The organism is Octadecabacter dasysiphoniae (genome assembly GCF_021532615.1).
Lineage (GTDB): Bacteria > Pseudomonadota > Alphaproteobacteria > Rhodobacterales > Rhodobacteraceae > Octadecabacter > Octadecabacter dasysiphoniae.
Window position 1 is genome coordinate 1122131 of sequence record NZ_JAKGAQ010000001.1, and the last position, 17778, is coordinate 1139908.

Genomic DNA, 17778 nt, shown 5'->3' on the forward strand with positions numbered 1-17778 from the left:
AATGCTCACTACGCCTGTGCTTGTATGAAATGCGAGCATGGAGCCAGCACAATGAAAGATGATACTTCACACTTGTCATGGGATGATTGGGACGAATTACAAAGCCCGCGTCCGGACACAACGGATTTTGATGGCGTCGTTGACAGTGCCATGAACCGCCGTGGGTTTTTAGGGCGTGTTTTGGCGTTTGGATCTGGGGCAGCTGTCATGGGGACGGGGCTTTTGAATTCTGGCGCAGCACAGGCGCAAATCGCCAGTCGCATCGGGTTCAAACCCATTCCAATTGCAACGGACGCGACCGTTCATGTCCCTGAGGGATACAGCTGGCATCCCGTCGCCAAGTGGGGCCAGCCGTTGTTTTCGGATGCCCCTGAATTTGATCACACGACCGGTGGTGATCTTGCATCCTCGGACCGTGTTTTCGGTGAGAACACAGACGGGATGGAGCTGTTCACTGTCGGCAATCGTCAAGTCATTGCTGTGAACCATGAATACGCGAACCCGAAATTGAACCTGCCACAGAACATGGATGGCATCCCGACAAGTGCGCAGGATGTGACGAAGCTGCAAAACCTTCAGGGTGTTTGCGTGATGGAAGTCGCAGAGGGTGAAAATGGTTGGGATATTGTTGTGGACAGCGACCTGAACCGTCGCATTACGCACAACACGCCGATGAAGGTAACGGGGCCTGCCGCGGGCCACACCCTGATGATGACAGACGCCGATCCGACAGGGCGCACGGTCTTGGGCACGATGAACAATTGTGGTGCCGGGAAAACGCCGTGGGGGACCTATCTGACCTGCGAAGAAAACTTTAACGGGTATTTCGGGTCGACAGATGCCGCGTTCGAAAAACCGGCAGATTATGCCCGTTATGGCATTGGCCTAGAAGGCCGCTATGCCTACGAAAAGTTTGATGTTCGTTTTGATGTCTCGCAAACACCGAATGAACCGCATCGCTTTGGGTATATTGTTGAAATCGATCCAACAGACCCAACGTCTACACCGATCAAGCGCACAGCCTTGGGCCGTTTCAAACACGAAAACGCGGCGGCGACGCTGGCACCTAATGGCCAGGTGATTGTGTATATGGGGGATGATGAACGGGGTGAGTTCATGTACAAATACGTCTCGAACGGGGTGTATACGCCGGGCGGTGACACCAGCACCTTGTTGGATGACGGGCAGCTTTACGTCGCCAAATTCAACGATGATCTGAGCGGAGAGTGGATCGCCCTGACGCCCGAAACCACGGGCATGACACCGGCCGAAATTGCGATCTTTACCCGCCGCGCGGGATCAAACGTCGGGGCGACCACAATGGATCGCCCGGAGTGGGTCGCCGTAAATCCAACTGCGGTCGAATGTTATTGCGCGCTGACCAATAACAAGAACCGTGGCCTTTTGCCCAACGCGGGCGGTGACGAAACGCCTGCAATTGGCCCAAACCCGCGCGAGGCCAATCAATACGGACAGATTGTGCGGTGGCGGCCTGCGGACGATGATCATGCCGCGACAGAATTCACATGGGATTTGTACGTCATGGCCGGCAATCCAGAGGTGCATGATGACGCCTACGCAGGGTCGGACAACATCAATGCGGGCAATCTGTTCAATTCACCCGACGGGATGATGTTTGACAGCACCGGGCTGCTTTGGATCCAAACTGATGGCGACTATGAAAACGAAGGTGACTTTGCTGGCATGGGGAACAACCAGATGCTCGCGGGGGATCCTGTCACGGGGCAGATTGAACGGTTCATGACGGGGCCCTATGGCTCTGAGGTGACGGGGCTGACCTGGTCCGCAGATCGACGGACGATGTTTGTCGGTATTCAACACCCTGCCGCCCCGTTTCCGGATGGTGACGGTAAGCTGGCGCGATCCAGCATCATTGCGATCAAACGCGATGATAATGCGCCGGTCGGGTAACCCCCTAAAGCCATGAAGCGTGAAAGGGCCTTGGCATGTTTGCCAAGGCCCTTTTTTGACTGACGCTGCCGGAGCTGGACCTTGGCCAAACTTGCCGCTCTGCGCAACAACTGGCCTGCGCGGGCTCTCTCGTGTGATTATGCGTCGGCGATCTTGTCATCCATTTTGGATGCAGCATCGGGCTTTGCAGCGGGCACATCCAAAATGTCATTGGTCACGCCAGCCACACCATTTTCGAGGCTGATGCCGAGTTCCTTACCCAAGGCCTGCATCGCGGGCATCTGCAGTGCCATGCCAAGCACTGAATCCAGCGCCTGATTGACCGGCGTGCCACCGCCACCGGATGCAGCGTCTGCACCAGCGCCGCCACCCATGCCATGGCCCATACCTGTGACCTGATGGATCTTGATCGAGTCGATCTTTTCCGCAGGTTTGACCATTTCGGCAATGATCGCGGGCATCGCTTCGAGACTTGCCAGACGGATTTTCATGGCGACGATTTCGCTGCTCAACTCGTTCTCGGAATTGGCAATCGCGGTTTGGCCTTCGGCTGTCGCCAGCAGGTCTGCCTTTTTCGCATCCGCACGCACGATCATCGCGTTTGCATCTGCCTGGGCTTCTTCCAGTTTGGCAGCAGCGCGGTCACTTGCGGCGTCTTTTTCCGCTGCCGCAGCAAGGCGGATACCCGTGGCCTGACGCTCGGCCTCTTTTTCAGCCTCGATCAGTGCGATCTGCTTTTGACGTTCGGCCTCAGCGACAGCGCGGGCTGTTTCAATCGCTTCCGATGCTTTCTTGGCTTCGGCACGTGCACTGTCGGCGGAGGCGCGGGCGTGGCTTTCTTCTTCGGACTTTTTGGCAACGATGATCTGGCGTTCCTGATCTGCAACTTCAAGTTCGCGTTCTTTGGCGATCTCAGCCTCGCGAACGGCGCGTTCGCGTTCAATGCGCGCCTGATCTTTCGCCTGATCGGACGCTTCTTGATTGCGCGCAATTTCCGCTTCTTGGCGCGCTTGCAGGGTCTGAATTTCCTGAATTTGAACGATGGATGCTTCTTCTTTTTCACGATCAATCTGGTACTTCAGACGTTCGGCTTCCATTTCGGATCGCGCAACAGACACGTCCGCCTCTGCCGTGATTTCAGCGCGTTCCTTGCGCGACGTCGCGATGACAGCGGCCAGTTTTTGCATACCAACGGCGTTAAACGCGTTGTTTTCATCCAGCGATTCAAATGGCGTCTGGTCCAGTGCGGTCAGCGACACGGCCTCAAGCTCAAGACCGTTCTTTAACAGATCCTCTGAGATCGCGTTCTGGACTTCCTGAACAAAGCTCGCGCGGTTTTCGTGCAGCTCGTCCATGGTCATCTGGGCGGCAACGGCGCGCAGGCCGTCAATCAGCTTACCCTCGATCATCTCGCGCAGTTGTTCGACGTGGAACGTGCGATCACCCAGCGTCTGCGCGGCGCGTGAAATGCCATCGTCCGTCGCGTTGACTGACACATAGAATTCGACGCCCACATCAACGCGCATCCGGTCTTTCGTGATCAAGGATTGTTCGTTCACGCGCGCCACTTCGAGGCGCAGCGTCTTCATGTTGACCTTGGCGATCTCGTGCAGGAACGGGACGACAATCGTGCCCCCGTCCATGATCACCTTTTTGCCGCCAGACCCGGTTTTCACCAGACTGGTTTCGCGCGTTGCGCGTTTGTACAAACGGGCCATGATCAGGCCGATGAAGATCAAAAGGCCGACAATGATACCGGCAATCGTAAGAATATTGGTAAGTTCCATAAGGTACTCCTTCGGGTCGTGTTGCATTGGTTTAATTTGGGTCAGGCGCGCGGTTTAGATGACAAAGAACTTGTCGCCGCGCTTGCGGATCAGGGTGACATCGCTGCCTTGGGGAAAGACCCCGTCATCATCCAGCGGTTCAACCCGCAGGTAGTGAATGTTGCCATGCCGGTCTTTGATCTTGACCTCGGCGGGGGCGCCGCGCCGCGCGGTGCCTTGGGTGATTGTGCCGCGACTTCCGCCAAGAAACCGCATGCGCAGGGCGCTGGTTTCTGTCTTTGGCATTATCAGCGCGACCCAGTTGGCGATGATCCGGGTAACGGCGAGGGCGGGGAAAACCGCAATCGCCACGGCAAGAAGTGTGAACAACGGCGTCCCGAGCGCTGAGATCGCGACTGATTGCACAATCAGACCGAACAGGCCAAACATCGTCAAAAACGAGACGAGCCAGATCAGAAACGGCACATCACGCGCCCCGATCCACGTTAGGATACCGGAGGGCGCAGGGGACAGTTCACCAACAACATCTGCGTCCAACCCATCAAGATCGATGTCCGCAGACAGATCGAAATCCGTGTCGATATCAATATCGGGTGCTTCGCCGCCAAGGCCAAGAACTGTGGCGCCCAGCATTAGGCTAACGATTTCAATCACAAACAGGCCCGCGGTTACCGCAAGGGCAATGGAAAACGGCAAGGCGTTGGGCAGCAAAAACAAGTCAAACATCATGTCTCCTTCCACATACATATAGTACTTCTTCACGATAATGTTAGGGATATATGTGCAGATAATTGTAATTTTGTCGGAATAAGTTGGCAAATTGGCGCGTTGGAACTATATATCAAAGGGTAAGTCGTCAAAACGATGGCCAAAGGATATCCATGCCGGACTTTATGCAACGCAGGCGCATCGCACGGATGCTCGATCGTAAGGCCGAGCAATTTGCCGACAGATCGAGCCCCGAAAAGGGCTGGATCGCCGCAATGCGACTGGCCTTGGGCATGTCCGCCGAGCACGTGGCGCAGCGCAAGGGTGTCAGCCGAAATGCGGTCTATCAGGCGGAACGCAGCGAAAAAGAAGGGTCCATTTCGCTAAAGCAAATGGAGAACCTTGCCGCTGCGATGGGGGGCACATTTGTTTACGCCATTGTCCCGGACGCGCCGATTGAGCAGCTTAAGTACCGGCGGGCGCTGGAGCGGGCGCGGGCAATGGCGTTGCGACAATCAGGATTTGCAGACTGGTCGGACGACGAAAAACAAGACTGGATCGATGATGCTGCCGCGCAACAGCTTCATGATATGCCTTCCGATTTTTGGGAAACCACCTGACCAAACCTGAAAGGTGACCGCCTAAGACATCAGATCGGTTTCTTTTGCATCAGGTTGGACATGAAGGCCAAGCCGAGCAGAACCAGAATTGATCCCAGAACCTCAATCAACGTTAGGCTTTCGCCGAAGAACAATGAGGCAAATATCAAACCTGATATAGGCACGATAAGTGAGTAGGGCGCGACGGCGGACAACCCGTATTTTGTGATCATTTTTGTCCAGATGCCATAGCCAAAAATGGTCGTGACGACGGCTTGAAACACGATGGATGTGATGCCGCGCCATCCCGAAATATCCAGAATGCCGGTTAAATCGGATGTGAACAGGGCCAGATACCCAAGGATAGGAAGCGGCACAAACAGGCTGGACCAGACGATGAAGCTAAGGATGTTGTCGGGTTTGTAATAGCGCACGATCACATTGCAAACCGTCCATGCCAGACCCGCGACAAAGACAAGCCCCACACCCAACAGAGAGTTGGTTGTGAGCGCGCCGCTGGATATGAGAAGAAAACCCATAAACGCAAATAATATGCCGACTGTCTTTTGCGCTGACATCGTTTCAGAAAAGAATACAACCCCGGCAATTGCTGTCATAAACGCGCTGGATTGCAACAAAAGTGATGCCTGGCCCGCAGGTGTTCCCACTGAGATTGCGAAGTTCACGACGCCCCAGATTCCACATCCAAACAAGAGCCCGTAAGCGGCGACAGCAGGCAGTGGCACGTTTGGCTTTTTGACGAAGAACACGAGTGGTATTGCGACAAGTGCAAACCTGAGGGCCGTCATCATGGGGGCGCTTACGTCTGCCACACCCCATTTAATGACCACGAAATTGAAACCCCAAATGAGGGTCGTGAGGATGATGAGCAACGTATCACGCGGGGTCATATGGTGCAGTCAGACGTCGCAAGCACCGAACCGTAGCTGGCCGCGAGAGGCGCCATAATCGATGCGTGCACCAAATTGGCGGTAACATCGACGCCGTTGTGTGCCACATTTGCCGCCGCGCACGCATCATGTGCCACGGTGATTTTGAAACCCAGATCAACGGCTGCGCGTGCAGTGGCATCAACGCACATCTGGGTCATCGCGCCGCAGAGTATCAGGTGTTCTACATTGTGGTCTTGCAGCACGTCCTTGAGCTTCGTGCCAAAGAAGGAATTTGGACGGCCTTTTGGGATAACCATTTCGCCCTCATGCGGGGTTACGCATGTGTGGATGTTGGCGCCGGGTGTGCCGGGGTGGAAAAAAGGCGCAGCGGTTGACGCCATAACGTGTTGGACATGAACGATCAGAGTATCATTCTGACGCGCCGCTGACAAAAGCTGGGCGGCGTTTTCGCCAGCCGCATTCATACCGGGCAGGGGCATTTTACTGTCAGGGAAGTCGGGGAAATAATCGTTTTGGATATCGATTAAGATGAGAGCTGATTTGGTCATTGGGCCTCCTGTTCGCATCGTGTTTACACAGAATGGACCGACCGTTACGATTGGCAGGTATGACAACAAATATGCCAAACACGCCAAAGATTGGCATTGTTGCCTATGAGGGCGCACAGATGTCTGCCGTATTGGGGTTGGGCGACATAATTGATGTGGCAAACCGGATGGCGGGAACCGCCACGACGACAACCATCACATATGATGTTCTTATAAACGCGGTCCCCGATTCCGGTGTCTTGTATGATGCCATTGTTATGCCGCCAAATTTGACCGGGGCCCGTGGAAAGGCGGACGAGGATTTGCATCAATGGATCTGGGACCAGCACCAGAAAGGTGCCGTTGTGTGTTCCGCCTGTGCCGGTGCGTTTTGGCTGGGTCGTTCGGGAATACTGGATGGCAGGCCTGCGACCACGCATTGGGCGCTGGAGAGTGAGTTCAAAGAGGCGTTTCCACGTGTCCAGCTGCATCCCGAACATATCCTGCTGGATGATAATGATATCGTCACTGCGGGCCGCGTCATGGCGTGGATGGATCTTGGGCTTCATTTGGTCCGGCGTTGGCTCGGACCCGAAGTTGTGTCGCGGACGTGTCGCCAGATGCTGATTGATCCAACCGGACGCGAACAGCGCAACTACCGTTCATTTCGTCCGAACTTGGCCCATAAAGACGCCGTTATTCGCGATGTGCAGATTTGGATGGAAGGACATGCGGACAGTGAACTTTCGATTGCTGTTCTGGCGAAACGGGCAGGCATTTCGACCCGTTCGTTGCAGCGAAAGTTTTCTAACGCGACGGGCTATTCGCTTAATCAGTATGTTCAGGAACTTCGGGTTGAAAAGGCCAAAGGGTTGCTTGAACTGACGTCGCTTCCTGTCAGTGAAATTTGCTGGAAAGTTGGGTATCAGGACGTGTCCGCGTTCAGTCGGCTGTTCAAATCCACATCAGGTCTAAGTGCGCGCGACTATCGCCGCAGGTTCCAGATTGTTTGATCCAACAAATACCGCAGGATTGCAGGCCGCCGCGCGGGGGCTGACGTCTTTGCCGAAGCGGTCAATCTGGTTTCGCCGGATTGCGGCCTGATCAGGCCCAAAAGTTCTGAATTGGACAATGTGATACCATCGCGGCACTCTGTCGGGACAATCCGCCATGTATGCCTAAACATGGTAATTCCAGTTGGAGAATAACATGTTCAAACGGCTCATCCGGTCCTTTTCGGTTTTTGGTTTGTTTGTTGGCCTTCTGTTTTTGTGTGCGTCGCTTACCCCGTCATTGCTTCCGCGTGTTCCGATCACGCAAGGGGTCTTAAGTGGCGTGGCCTTTGCGGTTGGGTACGGCGTGGGCAAGGGGTTTCATATCATATGGTGGTGGTTCGGCGGGCCTGATTTCCCGCCAAACCGTCAACTGGCAGTGAATTGGGTTTTGAGCCTGATCAGTGTCGCGCTTGTGATTGCGACGTTTAGCCGGATTGCGACGTGGCAGAACTCGATCCGGTCCTTGATGGACATGCCGGATGTGAACACGGGCTATCCTTGGATGGTGGCCGGGGTCGCGCTTATCGTTGCGTTGGTGCTGGTTTTTGTCGTGCGCGGGATCATTTGGCTGGCGCAAAAGATCATCGGGTGGCTGAGCCGCGTTTTGCCGCGGAACCTGGCGATTGGGCTGGGGGCGGTGCTGGCCGCGTTTTTGGTCTTTTCTTTGGTGAACAATTTTGTGGTGCAAAACGCGCTCCGCCTGGCCGATACGATCTTTGCGGCGACAGATCAGCGGACGGCCAACGGGGTGACGCCGCCGACCCATGAATTTGCATCTGGCGGCGCAAATTCGGTTGTGAATTGGGATGATATTGGCACCAACGGAAAGGATTTTCTGGTAACGGGCCCGTCGCAGGCTGACATTGCTGCGTTCACCGGGCGCGATGCGCTTGAACCTATCCGCGTGTTTGCGGGGTTCGGGTCTGGTGGCGATTTCGAAGCGCGGGCAAAGGTCGCGCTTGAGGATTTGATCAATTTTGGTGGGTTTGAGAGATCCGTGTTGATCGTCGCGACACCGACCGGCACGGGCTGGCTGGACCCCGCCGCGATTGAGCCGGTGACCTATATGCACGATGGTGACATCGCGATTGTGTCTGCACAATACACCTATGTTCCAAGTTGGCTGTCGATCATTGTAGAACCGGACCGGTCCCGCCTTGCCGCGCGCGCATTATTCATTGAGGTCTACGATTATTGGACCGATTTGCCGCCGGACGCACGACCCGAGCTTTATTTGTTCGGGTTAAGCCTTGGTGCGCTTGGATCAGAAGCCTCTGCGGATCTTGTGACCCTTTTCCCCGACCCAATCGATGGCGCATTCTGGAGCGGCCCACCTTTTGCCAGCACGGTCTGGGAACGCGCAACCGCAGGCCGCAATAACGGCAGCCCAGCATGGTTGCCCGAGTTTCGCGATGGGGCACTTGTGCGTTTTATGAACCAAGACGGGATCGCAGTGCCGGACGGCAGCGAATGGGGCGAGATGCGCCTGCTGTATCTGCAATATGCAAGCGATCCGATGGTGTTTTTCTCGCCTCGGTTGGCCTTTCGGCGCGCAGATTGGTTGGGCGAACCCCGCGGCAGGGATGTGTCGCCGTTCTTTGATTGGTATCCTATTGTGACGTTTTTGCAGGTTGGCTTTGACGTGCCGATGGCCACGTCCACGCCGTCAGGGTATGGACATACCTATGACGCGCTCGATTATATTGAAGGTTGGCTGTCTGTGACGGATCCGCCGAACTGGACAGCGGACGATACGCAACGGTTGAACACGCTTTATACAGGCTTTGTCGCATCCCCAATTTAAGGTCGAAACAACACCATGGATAAAATAGCATTGGCCTTGGGCGCTGGTGGCGCGCGCGGATTGGCCCATATTCACGTGATCCAAGCCTTTGATGAATTGGGAATCAAACCCAGCCTGATCGCGGGCACGTCAATCGGATCCATCATAGGGGCCGCTGCGGGCGCTGGCATGACCGCAGAGGCGATCACCGACCATATCTATAGCAAGATTGGCAGCCCGCTGACCCTGATGAGCGACATGTTCAAAGTCCGCCCGACCAGCATGGACAGCTTTTTTCGCGATGGCGGATTGCGCATCGGAGAGTTGAACCTTGAACGGATATTGGGAACTTTCCTGCCCGACGCGATCCCCGAGACATTCGCCGATCTTTCAATCCCGTTGAAAATAACTGCAACGGATTACTACAGCCAAAGCACGACCGTGTTCGAGGGCGGTGCTCTTTTGTCGGCCATGGCGGCGTCGGCGGCGATACCTGCGGTCTTTTTGCCCGTTGAACGGGATGGGCGGTTTTACATAGATGGCAGCGCGACGAACCCATGTCCTTTGGATATCTTGCAAGACCATGCACAACATGTGATCGCTATCGATGTTTCAGGCGGATCGCACGGCGACGATGCCAAGCGGCCCAATAAGTTCGACGCGATGTATGCATCAAGCCAAATCATGCAAATGTCGATCGTGCAGCACACCGCGTCGAACTATCCTGAAACGGTTCTTCTGCGGCCTCCCGTGGACAGCTATCGGTCTTTGGATTTTTTGAAAGCCAAAGAGATTTTGGCACAGACCATAGAGTTAAAGGATCAAGTCAAAGTGCGGATTGACCGCTTTTTAAAATAATGCGCGGCGAACTGTCGGCTTGATCGCAGATGGTCCGTTTGCCACAACTTGGCGCGCGAAGCGATTGACCACGTTGAAAGCCGTTTCAGGGGCTTTCGATGTCTTTGATTTTGCCAATGACGCGGCGCATGTAGTCCAAGAACGCGTGCGCCTCTTGTTCGGAAAGATCGGCTAGCACTTCTTCGTTGATCTGCATCGCTGTCTGGTAGGCGGAATCGCGAATTGAACGCCCTTGGTCGGTCAGATGGATTGTGCGGGCCCGCGCGTCAGCAGGGTGTTCTTTGCGGGTGATCAGTTCGTCCCGCTCCATTCTGGTCAGCGTATTTGCGAGTGTGGCTTGCTCGATATCGAGCAGCGCCAGAAGTTCCTTTTGAGTGAGGCCGTCCTTTTCCCATAGGGCAAGCAGTGCAGGAAACTGCCCGGGGACAATCCCCAGAGGCGCGATGCGCTTGCGAAGGACCTCAACAAGTAGGCGGGCCATGTTGTTCACAAGGTATCCCGCGGAGTTCATGCGATCAAATTCCATGGGTCCGGCTTAGCATTGCATAGCTCACTATGTAATAGTATATAGCATGCTATTCAATTCGAATCAAAAGGGATACAGCGATGAAAGTTCTGACAGCTATCTGCGCACTGGTTCTGGCACTCCCAAGCGCTGGATTGGCCCAATCGGATGCGCCGACACCCGGCCGCGATTTGGCGGAACTGATCTTTGGTGCGATCGAGGACAACCCTTATGGCACAGCCGACATGGGTGAATTCATCACGTTCGGAGAGGGGATTTTCGTGTCGATGGACTACGACGAAAGTGGGTCCATCACTTTCAACGAGTTCACGGAATGGGACTTTGGTTTCAACTTTATCGCCGCCGATGAGGGCCAGGACCGTGCCTATCAAACCGCGCAAAAGGTGCTTTTTGCGATCTGGGATCACGACGGTAACGGCGAGATCGGACAGCAAGAGTACCAAAAATCCATGGTTTGGGATTTCCGCCGTGCCGATACAGATGGCGATGCTTTCCTGACGCGCGCCGAATTTCTAAGCGGTTATATCGTCAATCTGGCCTACCGCGCCGCGATCACTGGCCAATAAGTTCGGATTATCGAAGATAGGAGACGTCGTATGAAAAGTACCTCAATCCAATATGGATCAGTTGCTGTCACCCTTCATTGGCTGAGCGCGATTTTCATTCTTGCAATGCTCGGGTCCGGCTTTAGGGCTGCATCGATGGCGGATGGTGCGATCAAAGAAACGATCTTGATGTTTCACGTGCCCTTGGGCGTCATCATCTTGGTTTTAACGCTGCTACGCCTGTTCTGGTGGTGGCGCGTCGACCAGAAGCCGCGCTCGGTGGAGGGTGACCCAGCTTGGCAAAACTTCACAGCGAAAGCGATCCATGTGTTGTTCTACATTGTCATTCTTGGGATGGCCGCGAGCGGGATTGGCATGCTGGCAATGTCGGGGACAGGTGGCATTTTGTTCGGCGCAAGCGCAGAGCCTTTGCCGGACTTTAATGAGGTCCTCCCACGTGTACCGCATGGCCTTGGCGCGCGGCTGATGTTGGCGCTGTTCGCGCTTCATGCAGGCGCCGCACTTTACCACCATTTCATCAAACGGGACGGGCTGATCTGGCGGATGTGGTTCAGCGCAAACGACGATGAAGCAGGATCATGATCAAAGCCGTGTTCAACATGCTCGCCATCTGTGGGGCGGCAGGACTTGCGGGTGTCATGCTGAATATCTGTGTCACGCTGGGTGGATACTGGCGCAGCCTTCCGACCCAAGAATTCCTTGGGTGGAAGGGCCTGCGTCAGCCGAGCCATGTGTGATAATCGCTGACCAGCAGGTGTTTGGGATCGACGTCTTCTTCAATATTGGCGAAGCGCCCGATGGGATCGCGGAAAATATTGTCGGTTTCATCGTCGTTGACGGTCGACACTTCGCCGATCAGCACATCGCCGCCGTCACCCCAGAACGCATGCCAGTCGCCGGGCATCAGTGTCACGCTTTCGCCGGCAGAAAGGCGGAGTTTTTCACCGGCCGCATAGTCCCGTTTGATCCCGTCACAGAACACTGTCCCGCCTTTGGTTTCATCAAATTCGCCGCGTGCGTTTGAGCCGTAGAGTTCAACCAACAGCGTCGCGCCGCCGCGGTTTATGATGTCTTCGGCCTTGAGCGCATGCGTGTGCATCGGGCTAAGTTGGTCTTGCTTTGAAATAAGCAGTTTTTCCGCGTAGCACATTCCACCGCCCCGTTGCAGATCGGCCAGGCGCCCGTTGCGCAAGGTAAACAGGAACAGGCCCATTTTGTCGTAATCCCCTGCGCCGTAATCCGTGATGTCCCAGCCGCAGCGCGCATCAATGACGTTTTGCGCGTCCGCCTTGCGGGCCTTGAAGTCATCCGGGGTCCAAAAGGCGAAGGGTGGCAGGGTGAATCCGAACCGGCGCATCATGTCGTTGGCTTCAAGAATGATGTCGTTAACGCGGGAACGTTTCATGGGTTTTCTCCAATCGAGACGGATTGTCTTTGTGTTGAGTAAGGCATTCCGGCGCATTCTGAAACTGCTTTGGGATGGCGTTCGGTGGTGGCGAAAGGGTTGGGCGACGGGCGCGGCACCGATGATTGGGTAGCCCACTGTTATCGCCCGCGCTTTTGCCACCCACGGCTTTGTCGGTCTAAACCCTGTGCGGGTTCATTTGTTTTGAAGTTGAAAGACCATGGCCGTGAGGGCCTGCATCACGGCGCTGACCTTGCCGGTGTTCAGAGCATCGCGATGAGGTTGGCCAAAGGTTCCGGCGTCGTTGTCAAAGTATTGGCCGGACACATCGGCAAAATCGGGGGCCAGTGCTGCGCGATAAAGAATGTCGGCACCGATGCTGAGATCGTTCCCTGAAACGCCAAAGCCCTCTTTCACCATTTTGCTGGCCAGCAGCGAACCGGGATTGACCGCCAAGACGCTTGGCCCGGACGGAAGGCGTGTGGCAAGATCGCGTGACCACATGGTGATTGCCAGCTTGCTTTGGGCGTAGGCGTCCATGTCGTCCATGGGGTGTCCGCCTTGCAGGGCGTTAATATCTACAGGGGCCTGCGCGGCGGATGACAGGTTGATGATCCGGCCCTCGGCTGGGATCAAATCCAGCACACCCATGGTCAGCAAATAGGGCGCAATCGTATTCACCATGAACCGTAGATCGAACCCTTCGGATGTTACGGTTTCAGGTGCTTTCAACACACCGGCGTTGTTGATCAGGATATCAACGCGTGTGTGGTCCCGTTTTATCGCGTTGATCAGGCCCACGACATCCGCGCTGCGCGACAGATCGGCCAGATAGGCCTGCGTTTTGCCGCCAATTGCGCCGCACGCTGCATCCAGCTTGTCTTTGCTGCGGCCGTGGACCAGCAGAGTGTGCCCGTCGCGTGCCAGCAGCTTTGCGGCCTCCAGGCCGATGCCATCGGTCGCACCCGTGATGAGAATGGTCTTGGACATGGTCGTCTCCTTCAGGTTGGAAAGGCGGGCAGGATGTCGTCCGCCAGCTGTTGCAGGGTTGTTTCTGTATCGCCAGAATTAAGCCGCAGGTTCAGCGCGACATGGTTGACCCCTGCATCCTGCAAAGCCTCTAGATAGTGACGCAGGTAGGTCACGCCCGATTGAAAACCAAGATGAATGGGGCGCGGTGGTGCATCGGGATCGTCAACAAGATCGACATATAGCGATTGCATCACCGGCTTGTCCGGGCCGCCTTGTGTGGCAACGCGGGTGCGGAATTCGGTAATGGCCCGTGCCTGCGATGGCGCGTCGCGGGGGTATGTGATCCAGCCGTCGCTGTTCTGGGCGACCCAGTCGGGGTGCTGGCGGCTGCCACCTGTCACCAAAAGCGGCAGCGTGCCGCCTGTTGGCTTTGGCAGCATGTCCATAGTGCCGTGTGATGCGCCTTGCGCAGTTTCAAAAGCAGGGAAATCATCGGCCATCGACCGGATATATTCAAAACTGTCGCGAAAGCGGTCGCCACGATCCTCAAACGACATGTTCATCGCGGGGTATTCTTCGGGGCGGTCACCGGATGCCACGCCAAGCAGCAACCGCCCGCCCGATAAGACATCCACGGTCGCGGCGGCCTTTGCCACATGCGCAGGATGGCGCAATGGCAAAATGATACTGGCGACGCCAAGGGCAATGTGTGTTGTCTGGCCTGCAAGCAGCCCAAGATAGACGAAGGGATCAAAGGTCTGGCCTGCATCGCCAAAGGACGGCACGTTGAACGGCACGTCGCGCAACCACACGGCCGCAAAGCCAAGGTCTTCGGCCATTTTGACCCGTTCAAGGTGGCGGGCCATCGTTGGCACGGGGCCAGCGGGATACCCTTCCAGCGGCACAACCAGACCAAGGCTTAGACGGTCAGGGCGGAACACCGTGTTATGGGCTTTGTTGATTTTGGCGAAGTGGGGCATCTGGGAACTTTGTCTCATCAGGGTGGTGTTGGGTTCGTTTCGATACCTGTCTAGATTATTTTGAAATACTGGATAAGACTGGCTATTCAGATTTCATAATTCCGAATTTGGATATAATTGCATGGATACCGACAGCGTCAGGCTCTTTGTGCTAAGCGCAGAGAAGCTGAACATCAGCGCGGCAGGTCGGGAGTTGGGCATGGCGCCGGCAGTGGCCAGTGCGCGGCTTGCCAAGCTCGAAAGAACGCTGGGGGCCAATTTGTTGCGGCGGTCCACGCGCAAGGTGTCGCTGTCGCTTGACGGGGCAGATTTCCTGCCATTCGCAAAAGAAATGATCGCGCAAGAGGACGCGGCGCTGGCCGCTTTGGGCATGGTGAAACCGTCAGTCAGTGGCACTTTGCGGTTTGCCGCGCCCAGCACCTTTGCCCAGAGCTATATCGCGCCGGTCCTTCCCAAGTTCTTGTCGCAGTATCCCGATATCACGTTGGATTTAAGGTTGTCGGACACGGAATTCGACCTGATCGAGGGGAGTTTCGATCTGGCGCTTCGCAATGTCGCGATATCTGACAGCAGCCTGAAGGGACGTAAATTGGCGGACGACGTCCGCGTGCTTTGTGCGTCTGCGGCCTACCTCGCCGAACATGGCCACCTTGAAAGACCGGTTGATCTGGCCGAACACCGCCTTATCGCGTTCAAGGATTTTTCGACCAAAGGGCTGGTGAACGTCACGGGGCAAAAGGCGCAATTTGATCCAAAGGCCGCACAGGCGCGGCTGTTGTGTGACGACGGTCAAAGCCAGAAGATCGCGACGATGGCGGGGGCAGGGGTTTCTATCAATTCGATGTGGAGCGTTCATGCTGAATTGGCCAAGGGCGACCTCGTGCGGGTTTTGCCGGACTATCGACTGGATCAGCAAACGGCCCTTTGGCTGGTCTATCCGAAATCCAACGTGCTGACGGCGAAGGTGCGGGTGTTCATCGATTTTCTGCTGGACGAAGTGGGGGCCACGCTGCCGCGTTTCGACGAGTGGCGCGTGGCACAGGCGAACAGAAACTAGACCACCGCGTTTACGTTGGCCACGGCGCCAAATTCTATGCGCATGCATGAGGTGTGCCGGATGGTGCAATATCTGCGCTTTGGATGATGTGGGCGGGCTTGGTCATCGCGCGACGACCAAGCCGACCTGCCTACAGCGTGATGCGGAAACGGGCGAAGCCGTCCGGTCCGTCGCCCGCTTCTTCGATCTGTAAATTCACCTGATCGAGGTAGGAGATTGCGGCGGGGCCAGTGTCAAACAGGACCGACGTGCCATCCATGGGCACAAAGGACCAATTGTTGTCAGCGCGCGGGCTGATTGTTCCCTTTTCAACGATATAGCGCACGATGACGTCGCGGTTGGTGTCCGGCCCCTCAAACACGGTTGTGTCGGACGTGGCACCCGGGAAATTACCACCACCACCTGCGCGGTAGTTGTTTGTGGCGATAATGAACTCTGCCTCCATATCAAGGGGTTGCCCGTCATACATCAGGTTGATGATGCGGTTGGCCGACGCATCCAAAAGCGCCCCCTTGGGATCATATTTGGAGGGCTGGGACAGATCGATCTGATAGCTGACACCGTCGATGACGTCGAAATTGTAGCTTGGAAATTCCGGGTTGAGCAGGACAACATCCTGCGCGCCCATTTCGACCTGATTGAATATCCCTGCCGAGCGTTCGAGCCAGTCTTTGACCTGTTGGCCCGTCACCCGAACCGCGCGCGCGGTGTTGGGGTAAAGATACAAATCCGACACGTTTTTGATGGCGACATCGCCGGCAGGCACATCCGTGAAGTATTCCGGCCCACCACGTCCGCCTGCCTTAAACGGTGCTGCGGCTGACAGGATGGGCAGGCCTTCGTGTTCGGTGCCTTCCATCATCTGTTCGATGTACCAAAGCTGCGCGATGGACACGATCTGCACGGACGGATCATCAGCCACGAGCGCGAAATAGCTGTGTAATGGCGCGTCGGTTTTACCAACAGCGCGGCGCACGTAGGTCAGGGTTTCGTCGTGTTCTGCCTGAACGGACGCGATCACATCTGGGTGGTCCGCAACCAATGCTGTGACAGAACGGTCTTCGTTGCGCTGCGAAATTGGGCGCGCTTCGGACATCGCTGAAACAACGCGCCATTCATTGCCATCTTTTTCGACCAACAGATCAATCAGGCCCATATGGCTGCCCCAAAACCCGCCCATGGTGGCGGGGGTGCCCATCAACGTGCCTGCGTCCACATCCGCGCCCGCAAATTCCGCATAGCCCGGCGACGGGAACACAAGGTGGCTGTGGCCCGTCAGGATCGCATCAATCCCGTCCAATCCAGCAAGAGGCACAGAGGCGTTTTCCATGCCGTCCGTATGATCCGCCGATCCAATACCCGAATGCGACAGTGCCACAATGATATCCGCGCCCTGTTCTTTCATCACCGGAATATAGGCTTTGGCGGTTTCAATGATGTCGCGGGCCTGCACGTTGCCCTCAAGATGGCGGCGATCCCAATTCATGACTTGCGGTGGCACGAACCCGATCAGCCCGACCTTGATCGCGTGGTCTGTGCCAGATCCGTCTGTGACTGTATGATCAAGGATCACGAAAGGCGGGATCAGCGTTTTGTCGCGTGTTGGATCACTGCCCATTTCCAGCGCGATGTTGGCGTTCACAACCGGAAACTCTGCACCTGCCAAGGATTTCATCAGAAAGTCGAGGCCGTAGTTGAATTCGTGGTTGCCCAGCGTGGATGCATCAAACCCAAGGGTGTTCATCGCTGCGATGACGGGGTGGGTGTCGCCCTCGGCCATCCCACGTTCATACGCGATATAGTCGCCCATCGGGTTGCCTTGCAAAAAGTCACCATTGTCGATCAGCAGGGAATTTGCGGCCTCATTGCGGATGTCCTGAATAAGGCTGGCAGTGCGGGCCAGACCGACCGTGTCAGAGGGGCGGTCGGCGTAGTAATCATAGGGAAAGACATGCACGTGCAGGTCGGTTGTTTCCATAATCCGCAAGTGCGCCTGGTTCGTGGCGGCAATTGCGGAAAACGGATGCAGCGCGATAAAACCTGTGGTGCTTGCTAGAAATCCGCGACGGTTGAGTGTGATAGACATGATGCCATTCTCCCTTTTTTGGA

18 protein-coding genes are annotated in these 17778 nt (G+C 55.9%); 9 read left to right on the forward strand and 9 right to left on the reverse strand.

Annotation, left to right across the window (positions count from 1 at the left end; translation table 11 throughout):
* Nucleotides 1-51: 51 nt before the first annotated feature.
* Nucleotides 52-1932 (forward strand): PhoX family protein, encoded by a 1881-nt coding sequence (locus tag L0664_RS05465; protein ID WP_235224608.1) that lies wholly within the window; start codon nucleotides 52-54, stop codon nucleotides 1930-1932.
* A gap of 137 nt (nucleotides 1933-2069) precedes the next feature.
* On the opposite strand, the gene L0664_RS05470 is transcribed toward L0664_RS05465, so the two are convergent.
* Nucleotides 2070-3719: a flotillin family protein gene (locus L0664_RS05470; protein ID WP_235224609.1), complete on the reverse strand. Its 1650-nt coding sequence runs from the start codon at nucleotides 3717-3719 to the stop codon at nucleotides 2070-2072.
* A gap of 54 nt (nucleotides 3720-3773) precedes the next feature.
* Nucleotides 3774-4445: a YqiJ family protein gene (locus L0664_RS05475; protein WP_235224610.1), complete on the reverse strand. Its 672-nt coding sequence runs from the start codon at nucleotides 4443-4445 to the stop codon at nucleotides 3774-3776.
* A 155-nt stretch (nucleotides 4446-4600) separates the two neighbouring features.
* Between L0664_RS05475 and L0664_RS05480 the strand changes: the two genes are divergently transcribed.
* Entirely contained in the window at nucleotides 4601-5047 is a 447-nt protein-coding gene (locus L0664_RS05480; RefSeq protein ID WP_235224611.1) for a helix-turn-helix domain-containing protein, read from the forward strand.
* Nucleotides 5048-5076: 29 nt separating this feature from the next.
* On the opposite strand, the gene L0664_RS05485 is transcribed toward L0664_RS05480, so the two are convergent.
* Together L0664_RS05485 and L0664_RS05490 are read right to left on the reverse strand one after the other, a co-directional pair.
* Nucleotides 5077-5937, reverse strand: coding sequence for an EamA family transporter (locus L0664_RS05485; RefSeq protein ID WP_235224612.1), 861 nt, complete (start codon nucleotides 5935-5937; stop codon nucleotides 5077-5079).
* Nucleotides 5934-6488, reverse strand: a complete 555-nt coding sequence (locus tag L0664_RS05490; protein ID WP_235224613.1) for a cysteine hydrolase family protein — start codon at nucleotides 6486-6488, stop codon at nucleotides 5934-5936. Before L0664_RS05490 ends, L0664_RS05485 begins: the two co-directional genes overlap by 4 nt.
* A gap of 59 nt (nucleotides 6489-6547) precedes the next feature.
* On the opposite strand from L0664_RS05490, the gene L0664_RS05495 reads away from it, so the two are divergent.
* From L0664_RS05495 to L0664_RS05505, 3 genes are all read left to right on the forward strand, one after another.
* The gene (locus L0664_RS05495; protein WP_235224614.1) at nucleotides 6548-7480 is read left to right on the forward strand and encodes a GlxA family transcriptional regulator; all 933 of its coding nucleotides are present in this window, start codon (nucleotides 6548-6550) and stop codon (nucleotides 7478-7480) included.
* A 196-nt stretch (nucleotides 7481-7676) separates the two neighbouring features.
* Entirely contained in the window at nucleotides 7677-9326 is a 1650-nt protein-coding gene (locus tag L0664_RS05500; protein WP_235224615.1) for an alpha/beta hydrolase, read from the forward strand.
* 15 nt (nucleotides 9327-9341) lie between these two features.
* Nucleotides 9342-10163 (forward strand): patatin-like phospholipase family protein, encoded by an 822-nt coding sequence (locus L0664_RS05505; RefSeq protein WP_235224616.1) that lies wholly within the window; start codon nucleotides 9342-9344, stop codon nucleotides 10161-10163.
* A gap of 85 nt (nucleotides 10164-10248) precedes the next feature.
* Here the strand turns inward: L0664_RS05505 and L0664_RS05510 are convergent, their stop codons facing one another.
* Entirely contained in the window at nucleotides 10249-10689 is a 441-nt protein-coding gene (locus L0664_RS05510; RefSeq protein ID WP_235224617.1) for a MarR family winged helix-turn-helix transcriptional regulator, read from the reverse strand.
* Between the two features lie 80 nt (nucleotides 10690-10769).
* Here L0664_RS05510 and L0664_RS05515 point away from each other — a divergent pair, with 80 nt between their 5' ends.
* Genes L0664_RS05515 through L0664_RS05525 form a run of 3 tightly spaced genes read left to right on the forward strand, consistent with a single transcriptional unit; the run spans nucleotide 10770 to nucleotide 11992 of the window.
* Nucleotides 10770-11255 carry an EF-hand domain-containing protein gene (locus tag L0664_RS05515; RefSeq protein ID WP_235224618.1) on the forward strand — a complete coding sequence of 162 codons (486 nt, stop codon included), beginning with the start codon at nucleotides 10770-10772 and terminating at the stop codon, nucleotides 11253-11255.
* Nucleotides 11256-11285: 30 nt separating this feature from the next.
* Nucleotides 11286-11837 carry a cytochrome b gene (locus tag L0664_RS05520; RefSeq protein WP_235224619.1) on the forward strand — a complete coding sequence of 184 codons (552 nt, stop codon included), beginning with the start codon at nucleotides 11286-11288 and terminating at the stop codon, nucleotides 11835-11837.
* Nucleotides 11834-11992, forward strand: a complete 159-nt coding sequence (locus tag L0664_RS05525; protein ID WP_235224620.1) for a hypothetical protein — start codon at nucleotides 11834-11836, stop codon at nucleotides 11990-11992. Before L0664_RS05520 ends, L0664_RS05525 begins: the two co-directional genes overlap by 4 nt.
* Here the strand turns inward: L0664_RS05525 and L0664_RS05530 are convergent.
* The 3 genes from L0664_RS05530 to L0664_RS05540 all read right to left on the reverse strand — a co-directional run bounded on the left by L0664_RS05530 (nucleotide 11974) and on the right by L0664_RS05540 (nucleotide 14630).
* On the reverse strand, nucleotides 11974-12660 hold the full coding sequence (locus tag L0664_RS05530) for a D-lyxose/D-mannose family sugar isomerase (protein ID WP_235224621.1): 687 nt from the start codon (nucleotides 12658-12660) through the stop codon (nucleotides 11974-11976). The two genes, L0664_RS05525 and L0664_RS05530, sit on opposite strands and share 19 nt — an antisense overlap.
* Nucleotides 12661-12855: 195 nt before the next feature.
* A complete protein-coding gene (locus L0664_RS05535) occupies nucleotides 12856-13650 on the reverse strand; it encodes an SDR family NAD(P)-dependent oxidoreductase (protein ID WP_235224622.1) in 795 nt (264 codons plus the stop codon).
* 11 nt (nucleotides 13651-13661) lie between these two features.
* Complete coding sequence (locus L0664_RS05540) at nucleotides 13662-14630, reverse strand: LLM class oxidoreductase (RefSeq protein WP_235224623.1); 969 nt, start codon at nucleotides 14628-14630, stop codon at nucleotides 13662-13664.
* 103 nt (nucleotides 14631-14733) lie between these two features.
* Here L0664_RS05540 and L0664_RS05545 point away from each other — a divergent pair, with 103 nt between their 5' ends.
* Nucleotides 14734-15669, forward strand: coding sequence for a LysR family transcriptional regulator (locus tag L0664_RS05545; RefSeq protein WP_235224624.1), 936 nt, complete (start codon nucleotides 14734-14736; stop codon nucleotides 15667-15669).
* Between the two features lie 130 nt (nucleotides 15670-15799).
* On the opposite strand, the gene L0664_RS05550 is transcribed toward L0664_RS05545, so the two are convergent.
* Nucleotides 15800-17755 (reverse strand): bifunctional 2',3'-cyclic-nucleotide 2'-phosphodiesterase/3'-nucleotidase, encoded by a 1956-nt coding sequence (locus L0664_RS05550; RefSeq protein WP_235224625.1) that lies wholly within the window; start codon nucleotides 17753-17755, stop codon nucleotides 15800-15802.
* Between the last annotated feature and the right edge of the window lie 23 nt (nucleotides 17756-17778).